A 19,494-nucleotide genomic window follows, 5' to 3' on the forward strand; every position below is an offset into this window, starting at 1 on the left:
GCAGCGCTTTGGTCTGCGCCTTTTTCTGTCAGGCTACCTGTTCCGGGAGCCGTCAGGCCATCTTGGAGATGTTTTCGATGGGCGCGCTCTCGCTCGCGCCGCCAGCCTCACGCGTGAGCCGACGAGCCTCCTGCGCCCTCTTGGCCGCTGCCTGGACGTGGGACACCAGCGTGGCATTCAGATAGGGCTTTGCGATAAAGACAGCCCCCGGCGGCAGATCGTCCTCTCCTGGCCATTCGCGGCCGGAGGAGACGATGATCTCGACCCCAGGCCAGTCCCGATGAACGTGGCCAACCAGCTCATAGCCGTTCATGCCAGGCGGCATTTCCACGTCCGAGAGCAGCACGTCGACAGCGACCTCGGCTTTCAGAACGCGCAGGGCCTCCTCGGCGTCGCCCGCCTCGATGACGTGGAAGTCCGCCTCCATCAGGATGTCGGCCGTGACGAGCCGCACCAGCGGTTCGTCTTCGACCAGGAGAACGACGCCTATGGGTTGCTGATGGGACACGGCACCGACGGGAAAGAGGACAAGAGGATAGGACAAGGGTCAAACGTGGCCATTGATAGACGGTTCCACCTGAGAGGGCCAGCCCGACCCGCGTGGTGACTTAGCGCACAGGGGTGGAGAACCCCTGAGGCAGCACGACGTTGTCCGCCTGTTGTATGCGTCAGGGGCAGGAATGAGTGCTGCATCCGTTACGGTTCTACCACGCCGGACACCGCCGAGCATCCTTGTCGTCGAGGGCGATGTCCGGATCCGGTGTCGTGTGAGCGACGAGTTGCGGGCCTGGGGGTTCAAGGTGCTGGAGGCTGGATCCGCATCCGAGGCCCTGACGGTGCTCGATGCGGTCCCGGTCGATCTTCTGTTCCTGGCTCTCGACCTGCCGGTGGCCGGGAGCGGCTGGGACATGGTTCGTCACATCCGCGAGAGGCGAACTCCCACGAAGATGATCCTAACATGCGGGGAAACGGATCCGCTGGACAGCCCCGAGCCGTTTGTCCGCAAGCCCTACCGGGTCGCTGAGGTTGCCGAACTCGTCGCACGCACCCTGAATTGGCACAATCCTCCACAAGCTTGACCGCAGGAACAAAGGCAAAAGCTCGGCGGTTAGCTATGCGTGAGCACGTCATCGACCCATCTCTCGGCTGAGGCCAACACCCCCCTCCAGACCATCCTCGTGGTCGAGGACGAGGTGCTGATCCGCCTCGTGATCGCCGAATACCTGCGGGAGTGCGGCTACCGGGTCCATGAGGCCGTGAGCGCCGAGGAGGCAATCCTCATCCTCCAGGCGCCGGAGGTTTCGGTCGACATCGTGTTCAGCGATGTCGAGATGTCTGGGGAAATGGATGGCTTCGAGCTCGCCCGCTGGGTCCGAGCCAACATGCCCGAGACCCAGGTCATCCTCACTTCCGGAGCGGAGCGGTCGGCAGACATCGCCGGAACCCTCTGCGAGGCCGGTCCCCTGCTGAAAAAGCCGTATCACACGCAGGAGGTCGTAGACCGAATCAAGCAGCTGAAGGCCAAGGCAAAGCGCTTCTAAGCTTACCTCGGCCACCTTGCGGCAGGCCCCCGGCCTCCGCGCCACAGCATCACGGCCGCTTGGCAGGGAGGGAACCGGACGGAGCCTTTCCCGTTTCTTGCTCGATGAAACCGCATCGCCGCATCGTAAAGCAGCCTGTCATCCTTCTGGTCGAAGACGAACCTCTCGTGCGTCTGACTCAGGTCGACATTCTGAAGGAATCCGAGTTTTGGGTCGTCGAGGCCCAGGACGCCGACGAGGCGTTCGAACTCCTGAAAACGCGGCCGGAGATCGATGCCATCCTGACCGACGTCAATATGCCCGGCTCCATGGACGGCTTCGAGTTCGCCCGGCTGGTGCGGCAGGGCTGGCCGGAGGTGGCCGTCTTGGTGATTTCCGGCAAGACCGGTCCCGGACCGGGCGATCTGCCGCCCAACGCCATGTTCCTGCACAAACCCATCATGCCCGACGACCTGATCGCGGCGCTGCAGGAGGTGATGGCCCGGCGGCCGCAGAACAGCCTGACACCGGAGGCCTGAGGGCGGCGCATCCAGACAATCGGAAAGGTGGGGCCAAACCCTCCTCGTCATCACCGGCCTTGTGCCGGTGATCTCGACCCGGAAAGCGCAGCGCTTCATAAAATCGCGATGGCCGGGTCAAGCCCGGCCATGACGTTGAGGGGTGACACGGAGCAATAGGCGCTGCATCCCAAGTTCAGTAAAGCGGGTCTTCACGCGTGAGCGGCCTCGCGCGGGCGCGTGTCGACCACCTCCGGCTGCTCCGCCACACGCGACCACAGGCGCTCGACCTCCGCCTGCACCTTGTGGATGGCCTCTTCCTTGACCGGGCCATAGCCGCGGATGTCCATGGGGGCCTTGGCAATCGCCAGAAGATCGGCGGAACGCTGCGCGTCGAGGCTCGCGAGAATTTTCTCGACCTGCGCCTCGTACCAGCCGATCAGAGCGCGCTCAGTGCGCCGCTCGGCCGTATAGCCGAAGATGTCGAAAGGCGTGCCGCGAACGAACTTCATCCTGGCCAGCACCTTCATGGGCGTCTGGATCCAGGAGCCGAAGGCGCGCTTCTTCGGGCGGCCCCGGGCATCGCGCTTGGAGGCCAGGAGCGGCGGCGCAAGATGATACTTCACCGTGAAGTCGCCTTCGAATTCCCGCTGCAGCGTATCGAGGAAGCCGGTCTCCATGTGGAGGCGTGCGACCTCGTACTCATCCTTGTAGGCCATGAGCTTGAAAAGCGAACGCGCCACCGCGTCCGTGAGTGCCTCGGAACCGAAGGCAGCTTCAGCCTTGCGCACCCGCGACACCATCATCTCGTAGCGGGCGGCATAGAGCGCATCCTGATAGGCGGTGAGGAACGCGACACGCCGCGCGATTACTTGATCCAGCGTCTCGGGCTCGTCCGGCTTGTCGTTCGCGATCTCATGCACGATGGCCGGATCGGCGCTGAGCAGACGGCCCCAGGCGAAGGCCTGCCGGTTGCGCTCGACCGCTACGCCGTTGAGTTCGATGGCGCGCGCAAGCGCGTTGAGCGAGACCGGCACGAGCCCTTGCTGCCAGGCAAAACCCAGCATCATCACGTTGGCGAAAACCGTATCGCCGAGCAGCGTCTCAGCCAGCGCATTGGCGTTGACCGCCGCCATGTTGCCGGCGCCGATGACGCGTTCGATGGCGCGCAGGCGCGTGCGGCCCGCCAGATCCGCATCGCGGAAGCGCACCACGTCGCCGGTGGGCATCTCGGCGGTGTTCATCACGGCGCGCGTGCCATGCCGATAGGTGCCGGAGGCCTTGGGCGATGAGCTGACCACGACATCGCAGCCGATCAGCGCGTCCGCCGCGCCCTGGTCGATGCGCACTTGGTTCAGCTCGCCTGGATTTGTGGCGATGCGCAGATAGCTCAGCACCGGTCCGAATTTTTGGGCGAAGCCGGTAAAGTCGAGCACGGAAACGCCGCGGCCTTCAAGATGCGCCGCCATGCTGATGAGTGCCCCGATGGTGACCACACCCGTGCCGCCGACGCCGGTGACGAGCAGGTCGAAAGGCTTCTCCAGATTCGGAAGGGTAGGGGACGGCAGCGTCGCGGCGCGTGCATGCGCATCGAAGCCGGACGTGGTCTTCGCCCGGCGCGTCGCGCCCTCCACCGTCACGAAGCTCGGGCAGAAGCCCTCCAAGCACGAGAAGTCCTTGTTGCAGGTGGAGAGATTGATCTTGCGCTTGCGCCCGAACGGCGTCTCCTTCGGCTCCACGCTCAAGCAGTTCGACGCCACCGAGCAGTCGCCGCAGCCCTCGCAGACGAGGTCGTTGATATAGGCAAAGCGCTTCGGGTCCTCCATCTGGCCGCGCTTGCGGCGGCGGCGCTTTTCCGTCGCGCAGGCCTGCTCGTAGATCAGCACCGTGACGCCGGAGATATCGCGCAGTTCCTTCTGAACTCCGTCGAGATCCTCGCGGTGGTGGATCGTCACGCCTTTCGGCAGATCGGCGGGCACGAATTTGTCGGGATCGTCAGAAACAAGCGCGATGCGTTGCACGCCCTCGGCGCGCACGCTGTGGGCGATGGCATAGACACTGATAGGGCCGTCCACAGGCTGGCCACCGGTCATGGCGACCGCGTCGTTGAACAGAATCTTGTAGGTGATGTTGGCGCCCGCCGCGATCGCTTGCCGGATCGCCATGGAGCCTGAATGGTAATAGGTGCCTTCGCCGAGATTCTGGAAGATGTGACCCTGGCCGGTGAACTTGGAGGAGGCCGCCCAGTTCACGCCTTCGCCGCCCATCTGGATCAGCGACGAGGTCTCGCGGTCCATCCAGCTTGCCATGAAGTGGCAGCCGATGCCGGCGAGCGCCTTGGATCCTTCCGGCACCTTGGTCGAGGTGTTGTGCGGGCAGCCGGAGCAGAAATAGGGCGTGCGCGTCGCGCCCGGAACAGTGATCACACGCTCCGGATCAGGCGACAGGGCTGCTACGCGCTGCGCGAGGTTGAGATCGGGGAAGATGGGGTCGAGGCGCTTTGCCAGAACACCGGCGAGGAAGCGCGGCGTGAGTTCTCCCGTCCAGGGGATGAGACGTTCGCCGGTCTCGTCGTGTTTGCCCACCATGCGCTCGGGCTTGGAGCCCGGATAATCGTAGAAGTATTCCTTGAACTGGCTCTCGATGATGCCGCGCTTTTCCTCGACCACGAGGATCTCGCGCTTGCCCTTTACGAACTCCATGGCGTCGTGGAGCGGCAGCGGCCACACCATGCCGACCTTGTAGATGTCGATGCCATGCTGGCGGCAGGCGGCCTCGTCGAGGCCGACGAGACGCAGCGCCTCCATCAGGTCGAGATGAGCCTTGCCGGCCGTGACGATGCCGTAAGACGCGTTTGGAATGTCGTAGATGCGCCGGTCGATGGGGTTGGCTTTGGCGAAGGCATAGACGGCGTGCTTCTTCGCCTCCATGCGCTCCTCGATCTGTGGCCCCGGCAGGTCCGGCCAACGGTAGTGCAGGCCTCCTGGAGGCGGCGTGAAATCGGGTTCACGGAACTGGCGGGGAGGGCGCAACTCCACGGAGGTGCCGGATTCCACGATCTCGGATACGGCCTTGAACCCGACCCACATGCCGGAGAAGCGACTCAGCGCATACCCGTATTCGCCGAACTCGAGATATTCGGCGACGCTCGCCGGATGCAGCGTCGGCATGAACCAGCTCATGAACGCGACATCGGATTGGTGCGGCATCGACGAGGACACGCAGCCGTGGTCGTCGCCCGCCACCACCAGCACGCCGCCATGGGGCGAGGAGCCATAGGCGTTGCCGTGCTTCAAGGCATCGCCCGAGCGATCGACGCCGGGACCCTTGCCGTACCAAAGGCCGAACACCCCCTCGACCTGCCGGTTCGGGTCGGTCTCCACCTGCTGCGAGCCCAGCACTGCGGTGGCCGCGAGGTCCTCGTTGACGGCGGGCAGAAACTCGATCCGGTGCTCCTTGATCTGCTCCTTCACACGCCAGAATTCGAGATCGACCCCGCCAAGCGGCGAGCCGCGATAGCCCGAGACGAAGCCTGCCGTGTTGAGGCCCGCCGCCCTGTCGCGTTTGGCTTGGTCGAGCACGATCCGGATGATGGCCTGCGTGCCGGTCAGGAACACCCGGCCGGTCTCGCGGGCGTAGCGGTCGGAAAGCCGGTAATCGTCGAGGGAGGGAACGCTTGTCATCAGCCTGATCCCAAGGAGAGAGCCATGTCCTGGCTAACTATGGTAGTTCCGAGCGGCTGGTAGGTGCTTTCTCTTTGTTCCTGGTTGAGCCTTCTATGTGGTAGATGTTTCAGTATTTGGCGCTATATTTGGTAAAAATTACCAACAGGAGGGCGCCATGCTGGAGAAGCAGGACGAGCACATCCTGGTGCAGCTCCAGAAGGAGGGGCGCACCACCAACCAGCAGCTGGCTGAGGATGTGGGCATGTCAACCTCCGCCTGCTGGCGGCGTGTGCGCGCGCTCGAAGAGACAGGGGTGATCGTCGGCTATTCGGCCCTAGTGGACCGAGAAAAGGCGGGGTTCACCACCTCGGCGATCCTGCACGTGTCACTCGAACGGCACGACGCGAAATTCGTCGACGAATTTGTTTCACGTGTAACAGCCCGTGCTGAAGTGCTCGAATGCTTCGCCACGACGGGCGACGCCGATTATCACCTGCGGGTCGTGGTGCGCGACATGAAGGCCTACAACGCATTCCTCGACGAGTTCATGTTCCGGCTGCCCGGCATCCGGTATGTGCGCACCAACGTGATCCTGAAGGAGATCAAGACCAGCGTCGCGCTGCCGTTTTGAAGCAGCAGCCTATTTGCTCTCAGGCAGCAGCGCATAAGCGAGCTGCGCGATAGCGACGGGCCGGGTGTCGCCGGCGGCGGTGAGCGTCACGCTGCCGAATGCCATAGTCCGCCCAAGGCGAACCACCTTCGCCTCTGCCAGCACATCAGCGCTCGCTGCCGGGCGCAGGAAATGCATGGTCTGATCGACTGTGGTCATGGGGCGGTACGCGCCTCCGGCCGAGGAGACCGCAAACACCATGGCGGTGTCGGCGAGGCTCATGAGCGCCTGTCCGCAGATCACGCCATTGTCGCGGCACAGCCTCTCCGAAAACGGCATCCGCAGAACCGCGCCCTCGGAGCCGAGGCTCTCAATGGAAAGGCCGAGTGCCTGGATCCATGGAGCGAAGACATCGGTGAGCATCCGCTCGGCGGTGGCTTGATCGAACGTGGACAATAGTTTCCCCCGGTCGTTCTTCTTCTGGTATCCGACACCAGCTGTGAAGTGGCATCAGATATCCAGCTTATGTCAAGGCAACTGGTATATGCTACCAGACTTCTTCCATCACGGGCGCACCGCGTTCATGGTGAGCAGGTCATAGGTTGCGACCGTCTCGTCCTTGTCGGTGGTGATCTCCACGTCCCAGCGCACCTCGCCATACTGCTCGTTGCGCGGCGACTTGGATTTCGCCGTGAGGCGAACCTTGATCGTCTCGCCCGGCTGCACGGGCTTGATAAAGCGCAAGGAGTCTAGGCCGTAATTGGCCAGGACCGGACCCAGATCCGGATCGACGAACAGGCCGGCTGCGAAGGACAGGAGCAGGTAGCCGTGGGCGACGCGGCCGGGGAAGAACGGATGGCCCTTCGTGGCCTCCTCGCTCATGTGGGCATAGAAGGTGTCGCCGGTGAACTCGGCGAAGTGCTTGATGTCCTCCAGGGTGATCGTCCGCTCCTTCGAGATGAAGGTCTGGCCGATGGCGAGATCCTCGAAGTGGTAGCGGAAGGGATGCCGTCCTTCCTGGACCATCGGTGCGCCCTTGATCCAGCTCTGCGTCACACGCGACAGCATGGCGGGTGAGCCCTGCAGAGCCGTGCGCTGCATGTAGTGATGGACGCCACGCATGCCGCCGAGCTCCTCGCCGCCGCCGGCGCGTCCCGGCCCGCCATGGACCATGTGCGGCATGGGCGAGCCGTGGCCTGTCTGCTCCTTGGCGCAGTCGCGGTCGATCAGCACGAGACGTCCGTGGAAGGCGCCGACGCCGAAGACGAGATCGGACGCAGTGACGGGATCGTACGTGTAGACGGAGGCCACAAGGCTGCCATCGCCGCGATTGGCGAGAGCGACTGCCTGATCGAGCCCATCATAGCCCATGAGGGTGCAGACCGGACCGAAGGCCTCGACACTGTGCACGTTGGTGGCGCGGATCGGATCCGGGCAGTGCAACAGGAGCGGGGGGATGAAGGCGCCGCGCTCGCTGTCTGCCCCCTCGACCGTGAAATTGTCCGGATCACCGACGACGATGTCAGCCTCGCTCCGCAGCTTCGCCACCTGCGCCAGCACGTCCCGGCGCTGGCCAAGGCCGACGACGGGGCCCATGCGGACGTTGTCGAGTTCCGGGTTGCCGACGGTGACTTTCGAGAGCCGCTCGCGCAGGGCCTCGATCACGGCAGGCACATGGACGTTGGGCGCGATGGCCCTGCGGATGGCAGTGCACTTCTGCCCCGCCTTGACGGTCATCTCCTTGGCGACCTCCTTGACGAAGAGGTCGAATTCCGGCGTGCCGGGTCCGGCATCGGGTGCAAGAATGGCGGCGTTGAGCGAGTCGCGCTCCGCAATGAAGCGGACGGATTCTCTGGCGATGACTGGGTGCCGTTGCAGCTTCTGGGCCGTGTCTGCAGAGCCCGTGAAGGACACCACATCCTGGCAGGTGAGGTGGTCGAAGAGATCGCCGGTGGAGCCGATGATGCACTGGAGCGTGCCTTCGGGAAGAATGCGGGACTCCGCGATCATACGCACCAGGGCATGCGCTACATAGGAGGTGATGGTCGCCGGCTTCGTGACCACCGGCACTCCGGCCAGGATGGCAGGCGCGAGCTTCTCCAGCATGCCCCAGCAGGGAAAGTTGAAGGCGTTGATGTGAACGGCGACACCGGCTAATGGCGCCATCACATGCTGGCCGACGAAGCTGCCCCCCTTGGAGAGCGGCTCGACGGCGCCATCCAGGAGGAAGGTGGTGTTGGGTAGTTCGCGACGGCCCTTGGAGGCGTAGACGAAGAGGGTGCCGATGCCGCCATCCACGTCGATGAAGTTGTCGGACCGCGTGGTACCGGTCTGATAGGAGATCTTGTAGAGTTGCTCCTTGCGCTCTGACAGATGTATGGCAAGACGTTTCAGAAGCTCTGCGCGCTGATGGAAGGTCAGTTGCCTCAGATTGGGGCCGCCGACCTGCCGGGCATAGGCCAGCACCTCGCCCATATCGAGACCGCCGCTGGCGACCTCGGCGACCAAGTCGCCTGTCACTGCGCTGCGAACCTCTGCCAACTCCTGACCCGGGGACATCCAACGTTCGCGAACGAAGCTCTCAAGTCTCATCTGGACACCTCAAGCAATGGGGTGGCAGCGTCGGCTCAAATGGAGCTGCGCCTTTGTCCGCATTATTGACCGACCGGTCGGTTAGTCAAGAAATTTTGGGGATCCTGCCTCCGGGGTTCCGGAGTCGACAGGGACCGGGGAAGCATGAATAGGTTAGGGCACAATGGACCATGAGGGCGATGGTCGCCTGATCTGAAGCAACGGAGTTGGCTTGAATGGCCGCGTTTGTCGAATCCCTCCTGGACCGGTTTCATGAGCGGACCCCTATCCGGGCGGGTTCGCTGATCGTGACGGTCTTCGGGGACGCGGTCGTGCCACGGGGCGGGGTCTTGTCCCTGTCTTCGCTCCACGAGATCATGCGGGCCTTCCGCATCAGTGATACTCTGGTCAGAACAGCCCTGTCCCGTCTCGTGTCGGAGGGCTGGTTCGAGCGGTGGAAGGTGGGGCGGAACAGCTATTACCGGCTAACACCCCAAGGGCAGGAGGCCTTCGCTCGGGCGACGCAGCGCATCTATGCCGAGCCGCCGCAGAGCTGGCACGGCTCCTTCGATCTCCTCCTCCTCGACAACGGACAGGATAGGGGTGCTCTCCGCACCGAGCTGACCGGGATTGGCTATGGGGTTCTCGGGCCGGACCTCCTCATCGCTGCCGCACCATCTTCCAATGAAACGGAGGGCGTCCTTCGCCTCTCGGCCGCTCCGGCTGATCTCGCGACCGCCCGGCGGCTGGCGGGGCGGGCCTGGCCTCTGGAGAGCATCGAAGGCCGCTACCGGCGCTTCATCGACACCTATGCAGGAACTCTCACGGCGCTAGAGGGAGGGGCCCGGTTCAGCAGCCTCGACGCCCTGCTGATACGCATTCTCCTGATCCATGACTACCGTCGGGCCGTTCTGAAGGACCCCTTGCTTCCCCAACGGCTTCTCCCGGACCCCTGGGCGGGAGCGGCTGCCCGCCTGCTGTGCGGGACGGTCTACAAGACGCTTCTGCCTGCCGCCGAGGGCTGGCTCGATAACCACGCGCAGAACGATCAAGGCCCGCTTCCGCCTGCGGATCAGGATTTCCAGCAGCGGTTTGCCGCGGTTCAGCCGGCTGCAGAATTGAAGGCCAGCTAATCGATATGTTACAAAAATATCTTGAATAGAATGTTTTGTGTGACATATTATGGTGTAGTCGCTCATCCTCGGGGCGGACTGTCCGATGCCTGCTTGCTGATGCATGGAAAATTGCTGCCGTGCTGGCGTTGACTGAAAGCTGCGAGGACAGACAACACAACGAAGGCAGGGAGAAGCGCCGTGTACGCACAGATGGTGAAGACGGGCGTCGAGCACATCCAGTCCAAGGAGGAGATGTCTCCGCAGGAACGTGCCTTCCAGGACCGGGTCGATGCCGACATCAAGATCGAGCCCAAGGAATGGATGCCGGAGGCCTATCGCAAGACCCTGATCCGGCAGATCTCGCAGCATGCTCATTCCGAGATCATCGGCATGCAGCCGGAGGGCAACTGGATCACCCGCGCGCCGACCCTCGAGCGTAAGGCCATCCTGCTCGCCAAAGTGCAGGATGAGGCGGGCCACGGGCTCTATCTCTACTGCGCCGCCGAGACCTTGGGCGTGAGCCGCGACGAGATGTTGGAGCAGCTCAACAGCGGCAAGGCCAAGTATTCGAGCATCTTCAACTATCCGACGCTGACCTGGGCCGATATCGGCGCCATCGGCTGGCTCGTGGACGGTGCCGCGATCATGAACCAGGTGCCGCTGCAGCGCTGCTCCTACGGCCCCTATTCCCGCGCCATGATTCGCATCTGCAAGGAGGAGAGTTTCCACCAGCGTCAGGGCTACGACATCATGATGAAGCTTGCGAAGGGAACGCCAGAGCAGAAGGCCATGGCGCAGGACGCGCTGAACCGCTGGTGGTGGCCCTCGCTGATGATGTTCGGTCCCTCCGATGCGGAGTCGGTGCACAGTGCCCAGTCCATGCGCTGGAAGATCAAGATCAACTCGAATGACGAGCTGCGTCAGAAATTCGTCGACCAGACGGTACCCCAGGCCGAGTATCTCGGGCTCACCGTCCCGGATCCGGATCTTAAGTGGAACGCGGAACGCGGGCACCACGACTTCGGCGAGGTCAACTGGGACGAGTTCTATCAGGTGGTCGCCGGCAACGGACCCTGCAACCGCCAGCGCTTGCGCACACGGGTGAAAGCCTACGAAGAGGGCCAATGGGTGCGCGATGCTGCCGATGCCTATGCGGCGAAGAAGGCGGCACGCGCCAAAGCCAGGGCCGCATAAGGGGAGGACGGCGATGACCGACAAGAAGGAGTGGCCTCTCTGGGAGGTGTTCATCCGCAGCCAGCATGGTCTAGCCCACCGGCATGTAGGCAGCTTGCATGCGCCGGATGCCGAGATGGCGATCATGAATGCGCGCGACGTCTACACGCGCCGCAATGAAGGCGTGAGCATCTGGGTGGTGCGCGCTTCCGACATCGCGGCGAGTTCGCCGAGCGAGAAGGGTCCGCTCTTCGACCCGGCCAACAGCAAGGTCTACCGGCACCCGACATTCTACGAAATCCCTGAAGAGCTGGGGCATATGTGATGAGCGGGCAGGAGGCTCTTTTCGAGTATCTGCTACGCCTTGGCGACAACGCCCTGATCCTTGGTCATCGCCTGTCGGAATGGTGCGGGCATTCGCCGGCTCTGGAAGAGGATCTGGCGCTCTCCAATGTCGCGCTTGATCTCATCGGGCAGACGCAGCTCTGGCTGAACCTTGCCGGAGAGGTGGAAGGCAAGGGGCGGGATGCCGACAAGCTCGCTTATCTCCGCGACGCACGCGACTTCCGCAATGTCCTGCTCGTCGAACAGCCGAACGGAGACTTCGCCGCCACCATGGCGCGCCAGTTCTTCTTCGATGCCTGGCACTACCTGCTGCTGCGGGAGCTGACGGGCTCGAAGGATGCTCGCATCGCCGAGATCGCTGCAAAGGCTCTCAAAGAGGTTACCTATCATCTGGAGCGCAGCCGCGACTGGATCTTACGCCTCGGTGACGGCACGGAGGAGAGCCATCGCCGCATGCAGACGGCGATCGACGACCTCTGGATGTATACGGGCGAGATGTTCGAATCCGACGAAGTCGATCAGGCCATAGCCCTCGCAGGTCTGGGACCCGACCTTGCGACGTTGCACGAGCCCTGGCTCGGCCTCATTCGTGCGACAGTGGAGGATGCCACGCTGACTCTGCCGCAGCCCGGATGGGCGCAGCGGGGCGGCAAGCGCGGCCTCCATTCGGAGCATCTCGGTTATATCCTGGCCGATCTCCAATTCCTGCAGCGGGCCTATCCCAACGCCACGTGGTAAGAGGCAGACGCCGATGGCTGGCAGCCTGACACAACCGGACCTGGACCAGGTGAAGTCTTGGTTGGGAGAGGTTCCCGACCCGGAGGTGCCGGCGGTCTCCGTCATGGATCTCGGCATCGTCCGGGATGTGCGCTGGGAGGATGATGAACTCGTCGTCTCGATCACGCCCACCTATTCAGGCTGCCCGGCGACCAGCGTCATCGCTCTCGACATCGAGGCTGCCCTGCGGGCGAACGGGCTCGACCGAGTGCGGATCAACCGCAGGCTCTCGCCGCCCTGGACGACGGACTGGATCAGTGAAGATGGACGGCGAAAGCTCGAAGCCTACGGCATCGCACCGCCAGCCGAGAAGGCGGGGGAGGCTCCTACGCCCTTCGATCGCTTCCTGCGCAAGCCCCTGGTCATCGCCTGCCCGCGCTGCAAATCCGAGAACACGAACCGGGTGAGTGAGTTCGGTTCGACGCCGTGCAAGGCTCAGTATCAATGCCGCGACTGTCTCGAACCCTTCGATTATTTCAAGTGCATCTGAAACGAGCGGCTGCTCCATGACCAAGTTCTATCCCGTCACCGTTGCCGACGTCAGGCGCGAGACCCGCGACGCCATCATCCTCACCCTGGATGTGCCGGATGAGCACAAGGAGGCGTTCAGCTTCTCGCCGGGGCAATACCTGACCCTGCGCACCACCATCGACGGCGACGAGGTCCGGCGATCCTATTCCATCTGCGCCGCGCCAATGGAAGGTAAGCTCCGGGTCGGCATCAAGAAGATCGCAGGGGGCGTGTTCTCGAACTGGGTGAGCGAGCAGTTGGCTCCCGGACATGTGATCGAGGCCATGCCGCCGATGGGAAACTTCTTCGTGCCTCTCGACCGCACGCAGAAAAGACACTTCGTAGGGTTTGCGGCGGGCAGCGGAATCACGCCGCTGCTGAGCATCGTCAAGACGACCCTTTTGGCAGAGCCGCAATCGTCCTTCACCCTGTTCTATGGCAATCGCGCATCGAGCTCGATCATGTTCCGGGAGGAATTGGAGGATCTGAAGAACGAGCATCTGGAGCGCTTCAGCCTCATCCATATTCTCAGCCGTGAGCAGCAGGACATCGATCTCTTCAATGGCCGTCTGACCAAGGAGAAGTGCGATCAGCTCCTCGACCACTGGATCGACGCCTCTTCCATCGATATGGCCTTCATCTGCGGGCCGCAGGACATGATGCTGGGCGTGGCCAAGAGCCTTGAAGAGCACGGCCTCGACAAGCGGCAGATCAAGTTCGAGCTGTTTGCCACATCGACCCCGAGCCGCCGCCAGCGCACGCCCGAAGAAGTGCAGGCAAGGAACCACAAGGATCTCTGCGAGGCCACCATCGTGATCGACGGACGCGCCCGCACGTTGTCCTTCGAGAAGGGCACCGCGTCGGTGCTCGATGCTGCGACCCAGGAAGGTCTTGAGCTTCCTTATGCCTGCAAGGGCGGTGTCTGCTCCACCTGCCGGGCGATGCTGGTCGAGGGCGAGGTCGACATGGATGCCAACTTCGCCCTGGAGGATTACGAGATCGCCCGGGGGTATATTCTCACCTGCCAGAGCTATCCGGTGACGGACAAGATCCTGGTCGATTTCGACAGGTGATCGAGGAGGAGCGCCATGGTCGATGAAGAGGGCCTCGTCAGCTTCGTGGCCGGCGGCGGGCGCCTGAGCGCGCCCGACAACGTCACGCCCCGCTATCGCGCGGAACTCATGCGTCTTATGGCGATCTTCGTCGATTCCGAGATGGCAGGGGCCTCGGGCTTTGCAGACTGCATCAATCTGGCGCCGGGGCTTAAGGAGCGGATTACGGCCACGCGTATGGTCTTCGACAAGTTCAATCATGCACGACAGGTTCTGGAACTGATGGAGCAGTTCGGCGCGAATACGGGCCAATATGTCGGCGCCCACCCCTGGTCGTCGCGCCTCGACCGCAGCGTCAACCTCAGGCTCCGGCGCATGGACGGCGATATGCGCCTCAACGTGTTCCACTACCCAATCAACGGCTGGGTCGATGCGGTCGTGATGAACTGCCTGATGGGACAGGCGACCGTGGTGCAGCTCGACGAGCTGACGCGCGGCTCCTACCAGCCCCTTTCTGATGTACTCGCGGTTATCCTTCCCGTCGAGAAGCGCCACGCGGAACTCGGTGAGCACGGGCTGAAGGCGGCACTGGAGAAAGGTCACGACAGGACCGATGCTCAAGCATCGGTGAACTACTGGTATCCGCGCGTCGCCGATACGTTCGGCAGCAGCACGTCGGATCATTTCTCGCAACACCGGAAGTACGGGTTGCGTCAGAAGGGCAGGGAAGAACTTCTCGCTCAATGGCAGAGCATCGTCCATCCGATCCTCTCGCGGTTCGGACTTGTTGCTCCGGGCGATGCGCCGCATGAGATGGGTGAGCAGGTCTCTTTGCAGTAATCTCCGGCCTCTGCAGGCTTAACCCGTTTGCTATTCCGCAGCCGTAATACGTCGTGGTGCCGATGTGGGCTCTGCATAGAGATTACGGGTGCCGTCCACGATCAGCTGCGAGACGATCTCCGCATAGTCTGTGCGCGTGACTTCACCTGTGCTCTTGAACCAGAGATAGTGCCAGTTGATCATACCGAAGAGCGACATGGTCACCGGCTTAAGCAGCTTGGTTCCCTTCATCTGAGGCGCGACGCCCGCCACCGCATCGGAGAAGATGCGCACGAGGTCGCGCTCCATTGCCTTGATCTCGGCCTGCCGGTCGGCGGGCAGGAGGCGCAGCCCGTTGATCTGCACATTGTGCTGGGCATCCGCGTCCCGATAGGCCTCCAGGAGGGCCGCCACGAGTGATCTGAGGCGCTCGCCCGGGGAAAGGTCTGGTTTATCGGCGCCCTCCACCACCTCGAGCAGTTCCTCAAGGTGGAACCGGATGACGTCGAAGAGCAACTCTTCCTTGTCCTTGTAGTAGTGGTACAGATTGGCCTTGGAGACGCCGCACGCCTCTGCAATCCTGCTCATCGAGGCACGGTCATAACCATGCTCGGCAAAGAGCTCGGCCGAACGATCGAGGATCGCGCGGCGCTTGTCGTCGTAATCGGTGGCGCGGGTGCGGGCCATGGGGGCTGCTATTCTTTCGGTCTGCGGTCGATCACGCGCCTCGCCTTGCCAAGCGAGCGCTCGATGCCTTCCGGATCCAGGACGTTGACCTGGGCGGTAATGCCAATAGTCTCCTTGATAGCCTGACTCAAGCGGTCTGCTGCGGCTTTCCGGGTTTCCGGATAGTCGGCTTCGGGCCTGATCTCGGCCTTGATCTCCATCTGATCCATGCGTCCTTCGCGGGTCAGCACGATCTGGTAATGGCCGGAGAGGGCCGGAACGGTCAGGAGCTTTTCCTCGATCTGGCTGGGGAAAACGTTGACGCCCCGGATGATCATCATGTCGTCGGTGCGACCCGTGACCTTTTCCATGCGGCGCATGCTGCGCGCGGTTCCAGGCATGAGGCGCGTCAGGTCCCGGGTGCGGTAGCGGATGACCGGCATCGCCCCCTTCGTCAGCGACGTGAAGACGAGTTCGCCTTCCTCTCCATCCGGCAGCACCTCGCCGGTGTAAGGGTCGATCACTTCGGGATAGAAATGATCCTCCCAGATGTGCAGGCCGTCCTTGGTCTCGATGCACTCGCACGCGACGCCCGGTCCCATTACTTCCGAGAGGCCGTAGATGTCCACCGCATGGATGTCAAAGGCTTCCTCGATCTCTGTGCGCATAGCGTTCGTCCAGGGCTCGGCGCCGAAGATGCCGATCTTCAGGGAGGACTTGCGGGGATCGAGGCCCTGTTTCCGGAACTCGTCGAGGATCGCCAGCATGTAGGAGGGCGTGACCATGATCACGTCCGGCTGGAAGTCGTTGATGAGTTGAACCTGGCGCTCGGTCATGCCGCCCGACATGGGGATCACCATGCAGCCGAGGCGCTCGGCGCCGTAATGCGCGCCCAATCCGCCAGTGAAGAGACCGTAACCGTAGGCGACGTGCACCTTCATGCCCGGACGTGCGCCGCTCGCGCGGATCGAACGGGCCATCACGTCGGCCCAGGTATCGATGTCGCGTTTGGTGTAGCCGACGACCGTGGGCTTTCCGGTGGTGCCGGATGAGCCGTGCACACGGGCGATCTGATCTTGAGGTACGGCAAACATGCCGAACGGATAATTGTCGCGCAGGTCGGTCTTGGTGGTGAAGGGAAACTTGGCGAGGTCGCTCAGATCCTTGAAATCATCCGGATGCACGCCCGCCGCATCGAACGTTGCCCGGTAGTGCGGCACGTTCTCGTAGGCATGACGCAGGGACCAGGCGAGACGCTCGCGCTGCAGAGCAGCAAGCTCGTCCCGCGAGGCCAGTTCGACACGGTCGAGCTGCGCCGGCTGAGGCTTGAGTTCGGAGAGCTTGCGAAGCGGGATTTCGGCCAAGGAAACCTCCCATCCTGTCATTCTTGTTGAGCGCCGCTGCCTGGGGCGGATGCGAGCAGCGTGCCGGCAATGGTGCGCGAGTGTCCCCGGAACTCGGCGACGACCTCACCCCGGCCATCGCGAACCGTGACATCGTAGATGCCGGAGCGGCCGGAGCGATTGCGCTCGACTGCATGAGCGGTCAGCGTGTCGCCTCTGCGACCCGGCTGAAGGAACGTCACGGCGCAGTGCTGGGCAACGGTGCGCTGGTTGTAGGTGTTGCACGCGAAGGCAAAGGCCGAGTCGGCGAGCGTGAAGATGAATCCGCCATGGCAGATGCCATGGCCGTTCGTCATATCGGGTCGGATTGGCATGGACAGAACGGCCTCGCCCGGCGCAACCCACTCCACGACCATGCCGAGGCCCTGGCTCGCCTGATCCTCGGCCCACATGGCCTGCGCGCAGGCTTGCGCGATATCATGTGCCGCGATTGCGGAAGAGGATGCGTCCATCAGGCTCTCCCGGTAAACTTTGGCTGCCGCTTCTCGAAGAAGGCCGTTACGCCCTCCATGTAATCCGGCGTGCGGCCAGCCCGGCCCTGCAGGTCGCGTTCGAGATCGAGCTGCCGGTCGAGGTCGTTCGTCTGCGAGGCATCGAGCGCCTGCTTGATCAGTGCCAGTCCGGCAGTGGGCTGCGTTGCGAAGTGAGCGGCAAGACGATGGGCTTCATCCATCAGGCTGGAATCATCGACCGCTTTCCAGATCATGCCCCAAGCTTCCGCCTGCTCTGCCATGACGGGCTCCGCCAGGAGCGCGAGAGCGCGCGCACGGGCAGGTCCCACGAGGCGCGGCAGGAACCAGGTTCCACCGGAATCGGGTACGAGGCCGAGCTTTGCAAAAGCTTGAATGAACTTCGCCGAGCGGGCCGCCAGAACGATGTCGCAGGCGAGCGCAATATTGGCCCCGGCACCGGCCGCGACGCCGTTGACGGCGCAGATGACCGGCATCTGCAGGTCGCGCAGCTTGCGCACGAGGGGATTGTAGAGCCGCTCAAGGGTGGAGGAGAGATCCGGCACCTGTCCGGGGCTGAAGACACGGTCTGAGAGATCCTGGCCCGCACAGAACCCGCGTCCGGCACCCGTCAGAACGACCGCCCTGCAGCTGTCGTCAGCCTCAGCTTCGAGGAGCGCGGACATCAATGCCGCATGCATGGCCTCGTTAAAGGAGTTCAGGCGATCGGGCCGGTTGAGGGTGATGACGCGATATCCCTCGCGCCGCTCCGTGAGGATGAGATCAGTCTCCACCGTGGCCCTCCCAAACTATCGCTGATGGCAAGCGGGCTTTCTGCATCTTGTGTAGTATTGACCAACCGTTCGGTCAATTATATTGATTGGAGAAGCAGCGTCAATGAGCCAACACTCGGCCCTCAAGGGAGCAGACAGGATGGCATTTTTCGACGACGGACAGGATGCGCACGCCATGCGCCGCAGCTTGAGTGCTGACGTTTTTTCGACGTGCGTCATGCTGCTGTCTCCCAGATCCCCGTGCTTCAATTCCGCAACGAACCGCAGGCTCATTTGAGCCCCGCTGCCTGCGCAACAACAAGAAAACCGCCGACAACGAACCAGGAGGAAACAGATGAACTCGAAAGCAACGTTCAAAAGCTTATTGGTCGCCAGCGCCATGGCGATTGGCATGTCACAAGCCGCTCTCGCGCAGGATACCGTCAAGATCGGCTCGGTTCTCTCGGTCACCGGTCCGTCGTCGTTCCTCGGAGAGCCTGAGGATAAGACGCTGCGGCTCTACGTTGAAAAGATCAATGCGGCTGGCGGCGTCGCCGGCAAGAAGATCGAGCTGGTGATCTATGACGATGGGGGCGATGCCAACAAGGCGCGCACCTTCGCGACACGGCTTGTCGAGGATGACGAAGTGATCGCCATGGTCGGCGGCACGACGACCGGCAGCACCATGGCGATGATCCCGGTGTTCGAGGACGCCAAGATTCCCTTCATCTCGCTCGCGGGCGCCATCGAGGTGATTGATCCCGTGCGCAAGTCCGTCTTCAAGACGCCACATACCGACAAGATGGCGTGCGAGAAGATCTTTGAGGACCTGAAAAGGCGCAATCTGACGAAGATCGGCCTGATCTCCGGCACCGATGGCTTCGGCGCGTCCATGCGCGCGCAATGCGTGAAGGTCGCGCCCACCTACGGCATGCAGATCGTCGCCGACGAGAATTACGGGCCGCGCGACAGCGACATGACCGCTCAGCTCACCAAGATCAAGAGCACGGCCGGCGTGCAGGCGGTGGTGAATCCGGGCTTCGGCCAGGGTCCCGCCATCGTGACCCGCAACTATGCTCAGCTCGGGATGAACACCATTCCGTTCTACCAGAGCCATGGCGTCGCCTCGAAGAGCTTCATCGATCTTGCGGGTGCTGCGGCGGAAGGTGTTCGCCTGCCGGCCGCGGCCCTGCTCGTGGGCGACAAGCTGCCTGACAGCGATCCGCAGAAGAAGGTGGTGACCGAGTACAAGCAGGCGTATGAGAGCGCCACGAAGCAGCCTGTCTCGACCTTCGGCGGTCATGCCTATGACGGCCTCTTCATCCTGGTCGAGGCCATGAAGCGCGCCAACTCCACGGATTCGCAGAAGATCCGTGACGAGATCGAGAAGACCAAGGGCTTCGTCGGCACGGCGGGCATCGTGAACATGTCGGCGACCGATCATCTCGGCCTCGATCTCTCGGCGTTCCGCATGCTCGAGATCAAGGGCGGCGACTGGAACCTGGTGGCGTCAGGCAGCTGATCCGCG

20 protein-coding genes are annotated in these 19,494 nt (G+C 62.9%); 12 read left to right on the forward strand and 8 right to left on the reverse strand.

Annotation, left to right across the window (positions count from 1 at the left end):
• Positions 1–52 precede the first annotated feature (52 nt).
• The gene (locus VB618_RS04275) at positions 53–544 is read right to left on the reverse strand and encodes a response regulator (protein WP_329795308.1); all 492 of its coding nucleotides are present in this window, start codon (positions 542–544) and stop codon (positions 53–55) included.
• 136 nt (positions 545–680) lie between these two features.
• Here VB618_RS04275 and VB618_RS04280 point away from each other — a divergent pair, with 136 nt between their 5' ends.
• The 3 genes from VB618_RS04280 (at position 681) to VB618_RS04290 (ending at position 2,059) form a co-directional block, all read left to right on the forward strand.
• On the forward strand, positions 681–1,079 hold the full coding sequence (locus VB618_RS04280) for a response regulator (RefSeq protein WP_329795309.1): 399 nt from the start codon (positions 681–683) through the stop codon (positions 1,077–1,079).
• A gap of 39 nt (positions 1,080–1,118) precedes the next feature.
• Positions 1,119–1,541, forward strand: a complete 423-nt coding sequence (locus tag VB618_RS04285) for a response regulator (RefSeq protein ID WP_329795310.1) — start codon at positions 1,119–1,121, stop codon at positions 1,539–1,541.
• A gap of 104 nt (positions 1,542–1,645) precedes the next feature.
• Positions 1,646–2,059, forward strand: a complete 414-nt coding sequence (locus tag VB618_RS04290; RefSeq protein WP_329795312.1) for a response regulator — start codon at positions 1,646–1,648, stop codon at positions 2,057–2,059.
• Between the two features lie 191 nt (positions 2,060–2,250).
• Here VB618_RS04290 and VB618_RS04295 read toward each other — a convergent pair whose 3' ends face one another.
• On the reverse strand, positions 2,251–5,721 hold the full coding sequence (locus tag VB618_RS04295) for an indolepyruvate ferredoxin oxidoreductase family protein (protein WP_329795313.1): 3,471 nt from the start codon (positions 5,719–5,721) through the stop codon (positions 2,251–2,253).
• Positions 5,722–5,878: 157 nt separating this feature from the next.
• On the opposite strand from VB618_RS04295, the gene VB618_RS04300 reads away from it, so the two are divergent.
• Positions 5,879–6,334: an Lrp/AsnC family transcriptional regulator gene (locus tag VB618_RS04300; RefSeq protein WP_329795314.1), complete on the forward strand. Its 456-nt coding sequence runs from the start codon at positions 5,879–5,881 to the stop codon at positions 6,332–6,334.
• 9 nt (positions 6,335–6,343) lie between these two features.
• Here VB618_RS04300 and VB618_RS04305 read toward each other — a convergent pair whose 3' ends face one another.
• Together VB618_RS04305 and paaZ are read right to left on the reverse strand one after the other, a co-directional pair.
• The gene (locus VB618_RS04305) at positions 6,344–6,736 is read right to left on the reverse strand and encodes a PaaI family thioesterase (protein ID WP_329795687.1); all 393 of its coding nucleotides are present in this window, start codon (positions 6,734–6,736) and stop codon (positions 6,344–6,346) included.
• 141 nt (positions 6,737–6,877) lie between these two features.
• Positions 6,878–8,905, reverse strand: coding sequence for a phenylacetic acid degradation bifunctional protein PaaZ (paaZ, locus tag VB618_RS04310; RefSeq protein ID WP_329795315.1), 2,028 nt, complete (start codon positions 8,903–8,905; stop codon positions 6,878–6,880).
• A gap of 215 nt (positions 8,906–9,120) precedes the next feature.
• Here paaZ and VB618_RS04315 point away from each other — a divergent pair, with 215 nt between their 5' ends.
• The 7 genes from VB618_RS04315 (at position 9,121) to VB618_RS04345 (ending at position 14,696) form a co-directional block, all read left to right on the forward strand.
• A complete protein-coding gene (locus VB618_RS04315; protein ID WP_329795317.1) occupies positions 9,121–10,017 on the forward strand; it encodes a PaaX family transcriptional regulator in 897 nt (298 codons plus the stop codon).
• Positions 10,018–10,197: 180 nt separating this feature from the next.
• The gene (paaA, locus tag VB618_RS04320; protein ID WP_329795318.1) at positions 10,198–11,193 is read left to right on the forward strand and encodes a 1,2-phenylacetyl-CoA epoxidase subunit PaaA; all 996 of its coding nucleotides are present in this window, start codon (positions 10,198–10,200) and stop codon (positions 11,191–11,193) included.
• Positions 11,194–11,206: 13 nt separating this feature from the next.
• The gene (gene paaB / locus VB618_RS04325; protein WP_036358944.1) at positions 11,207–11,497 is read left to right on the forward strand and encodes a 1,2-phenylacetyl-CoA epoxidase subunit PaaB; all 291 of its coding nucleotides are present in this window, start codon (positions 11,207–11,209) and stop codon (positions 11,495–11,497) included.
• Complete coding sequence (gene paaC, locus VB618_RS04330) at positions 11,497–12,255, forward strand: 1,2-phenylacetyl-CoA epoxidase subunit PaaC (protein ID WP_329795319.1); 759 nt, start codon at positions 11,497–11,499, stop codon at positions 12,253–12,255. Before paaB ends, paaC begins: the two co-directional genes overlap by 1 nt.
• Before the next feature lie 13 nt (positions 12,256–12,268).
• The gene (gene paaD, locus VB618_RS04335; protein ID WP_329795320.1) at positions 12,269–12,784 is read left to right on the forward strand and encodes a 1,2-phenylacetyl-CoA epoxidase subunit PaaD; all 516 of its coding nucleotides are present in this window, start codon (positions 12,269–12,271) and stop codon (positions 12,782–12,784) included.
• Positions 12,785–12,800: 16 nt separating this feature from the next.
• Positions 12,801–13,877, forward strand: a complete 1,077-nt coding sequence (paaE, locus tag VB618_RS04340) for a 1,2-phenylacetyl-CoA epoxidase subunit PaaE (RefSeq protein WP_329795321.1) — start codon at positions 12,801–12,803, stop codon at positions 13,875–13,877.
• A gap of 15 nt (positions 13,878–13,892) precedes the next feature.
• On the forward strand, positions 13,893–14,696 hold the full coding sequence (locus tag VB618_RS04345; RefSeq protein WP_329795322.1) for a Phenylacetic acid catabolic protein: 804 nt from the start codon (positions 13,893–13,895) through the stop codon (positions 14,694–14,696).
• A 30-nt stretch (positions 14,697–14,726) separates the two neighbouring features.
• Here VB618_RS04345 and VB618_RS04350 read toward each other — a convergent pair whose 3' ends face one another.
• Genes VB618_RS04350 through paaG form a run of 4 tightly spaced genes read right to left on the reverse strand, consistent with a single transcriptional unit; the run spans position 14,727 to position 17,987 of the window.
• Positions 14,727–15,362 carry a TetR/AcrR family transcriptional regulator gene (locus VB618_RS04350; RefSeq protein WP_329795323.1) on the reverse strand — a complete coding sequence of 212 codons (636 nt, stop codon included), beginning with the start codon at positions 15,360–15,362 and terminating at the stop codon, positions 14,727–14,729.
• An 8-nt stretch (positions 15,363–15,370) separates the two neighbouring features.
• Positions 15,371–16,705: a phenylacetate--CoA ligase PaaK gene (paaK, locus tag VB618_RS04355; RefSeq protein WP_329795324.1), complete on the reverse strand. Its 1,335-nt coding sequence runs from the start codon at positions 16,703–16,705 to the stop codon at positions 15,371–15,373.
• A 17-nt stretch (positions 16,706–16,722) separates the two neighbouring features.
• Positions 16,723–17,196, reverse strand: a complete 474-nt coding sequence (gene paaI, locus VB618_RS04360) for a hydroxyphenylacetyl-CoA thioesterase PaaI (RefSeq protein ID WP_329795325.1) — start codon at positions 17,194–17,196, stop codon at positions 16,723–16,725.
• Positions 17,196–17,987: a 2-(1,2-epoxy-1,2-dihydrophenyl)acetyl-CoA isomerase PaaG gene (gene paaG, locus VB618_RS04365; RefSeq protein WP_329795326.1), complete on the reverse strand. Its 792-nt coding sequence runs from the start codon at positions 17,985–17,987 to the stop codon at positions 17,196–17,198. The genes paaI and paaG overlap by 1 nt, the downstream gene beginning before the upstream one ends.
• Before the next feature lie 379 nt (positions 17,988–18,366).
• Between paaG and VB618_RS04370 the strand changes: the two genes are divergently transcribed.
• Positions 18,367–19,488 carry an ABC transporter substrate-binding protein gene (locus tag VB618_RS04370; RefSeq protein WP_329795688.1) on the forward strand — a complete coding sequence of 374 codons (1,122 nt, stop codon included), beginning with the start codon at positions 18,367–18,369 and terminating at the stop codon, positions 19,486–19,488.
• The last annotated feature ends 6 nt before the right edge of the window (positions 19,489–19,494 follow it).

Origin of the sequence: Microvirga sp. CF3062, from assembly GCF_036314045.1 — a bacterium.
Lineage (GTDB): Bacteria > Pseudomonadota > Alphaproteobacteria > Rhizobiales > Beijerinckiaceae > Microvirga.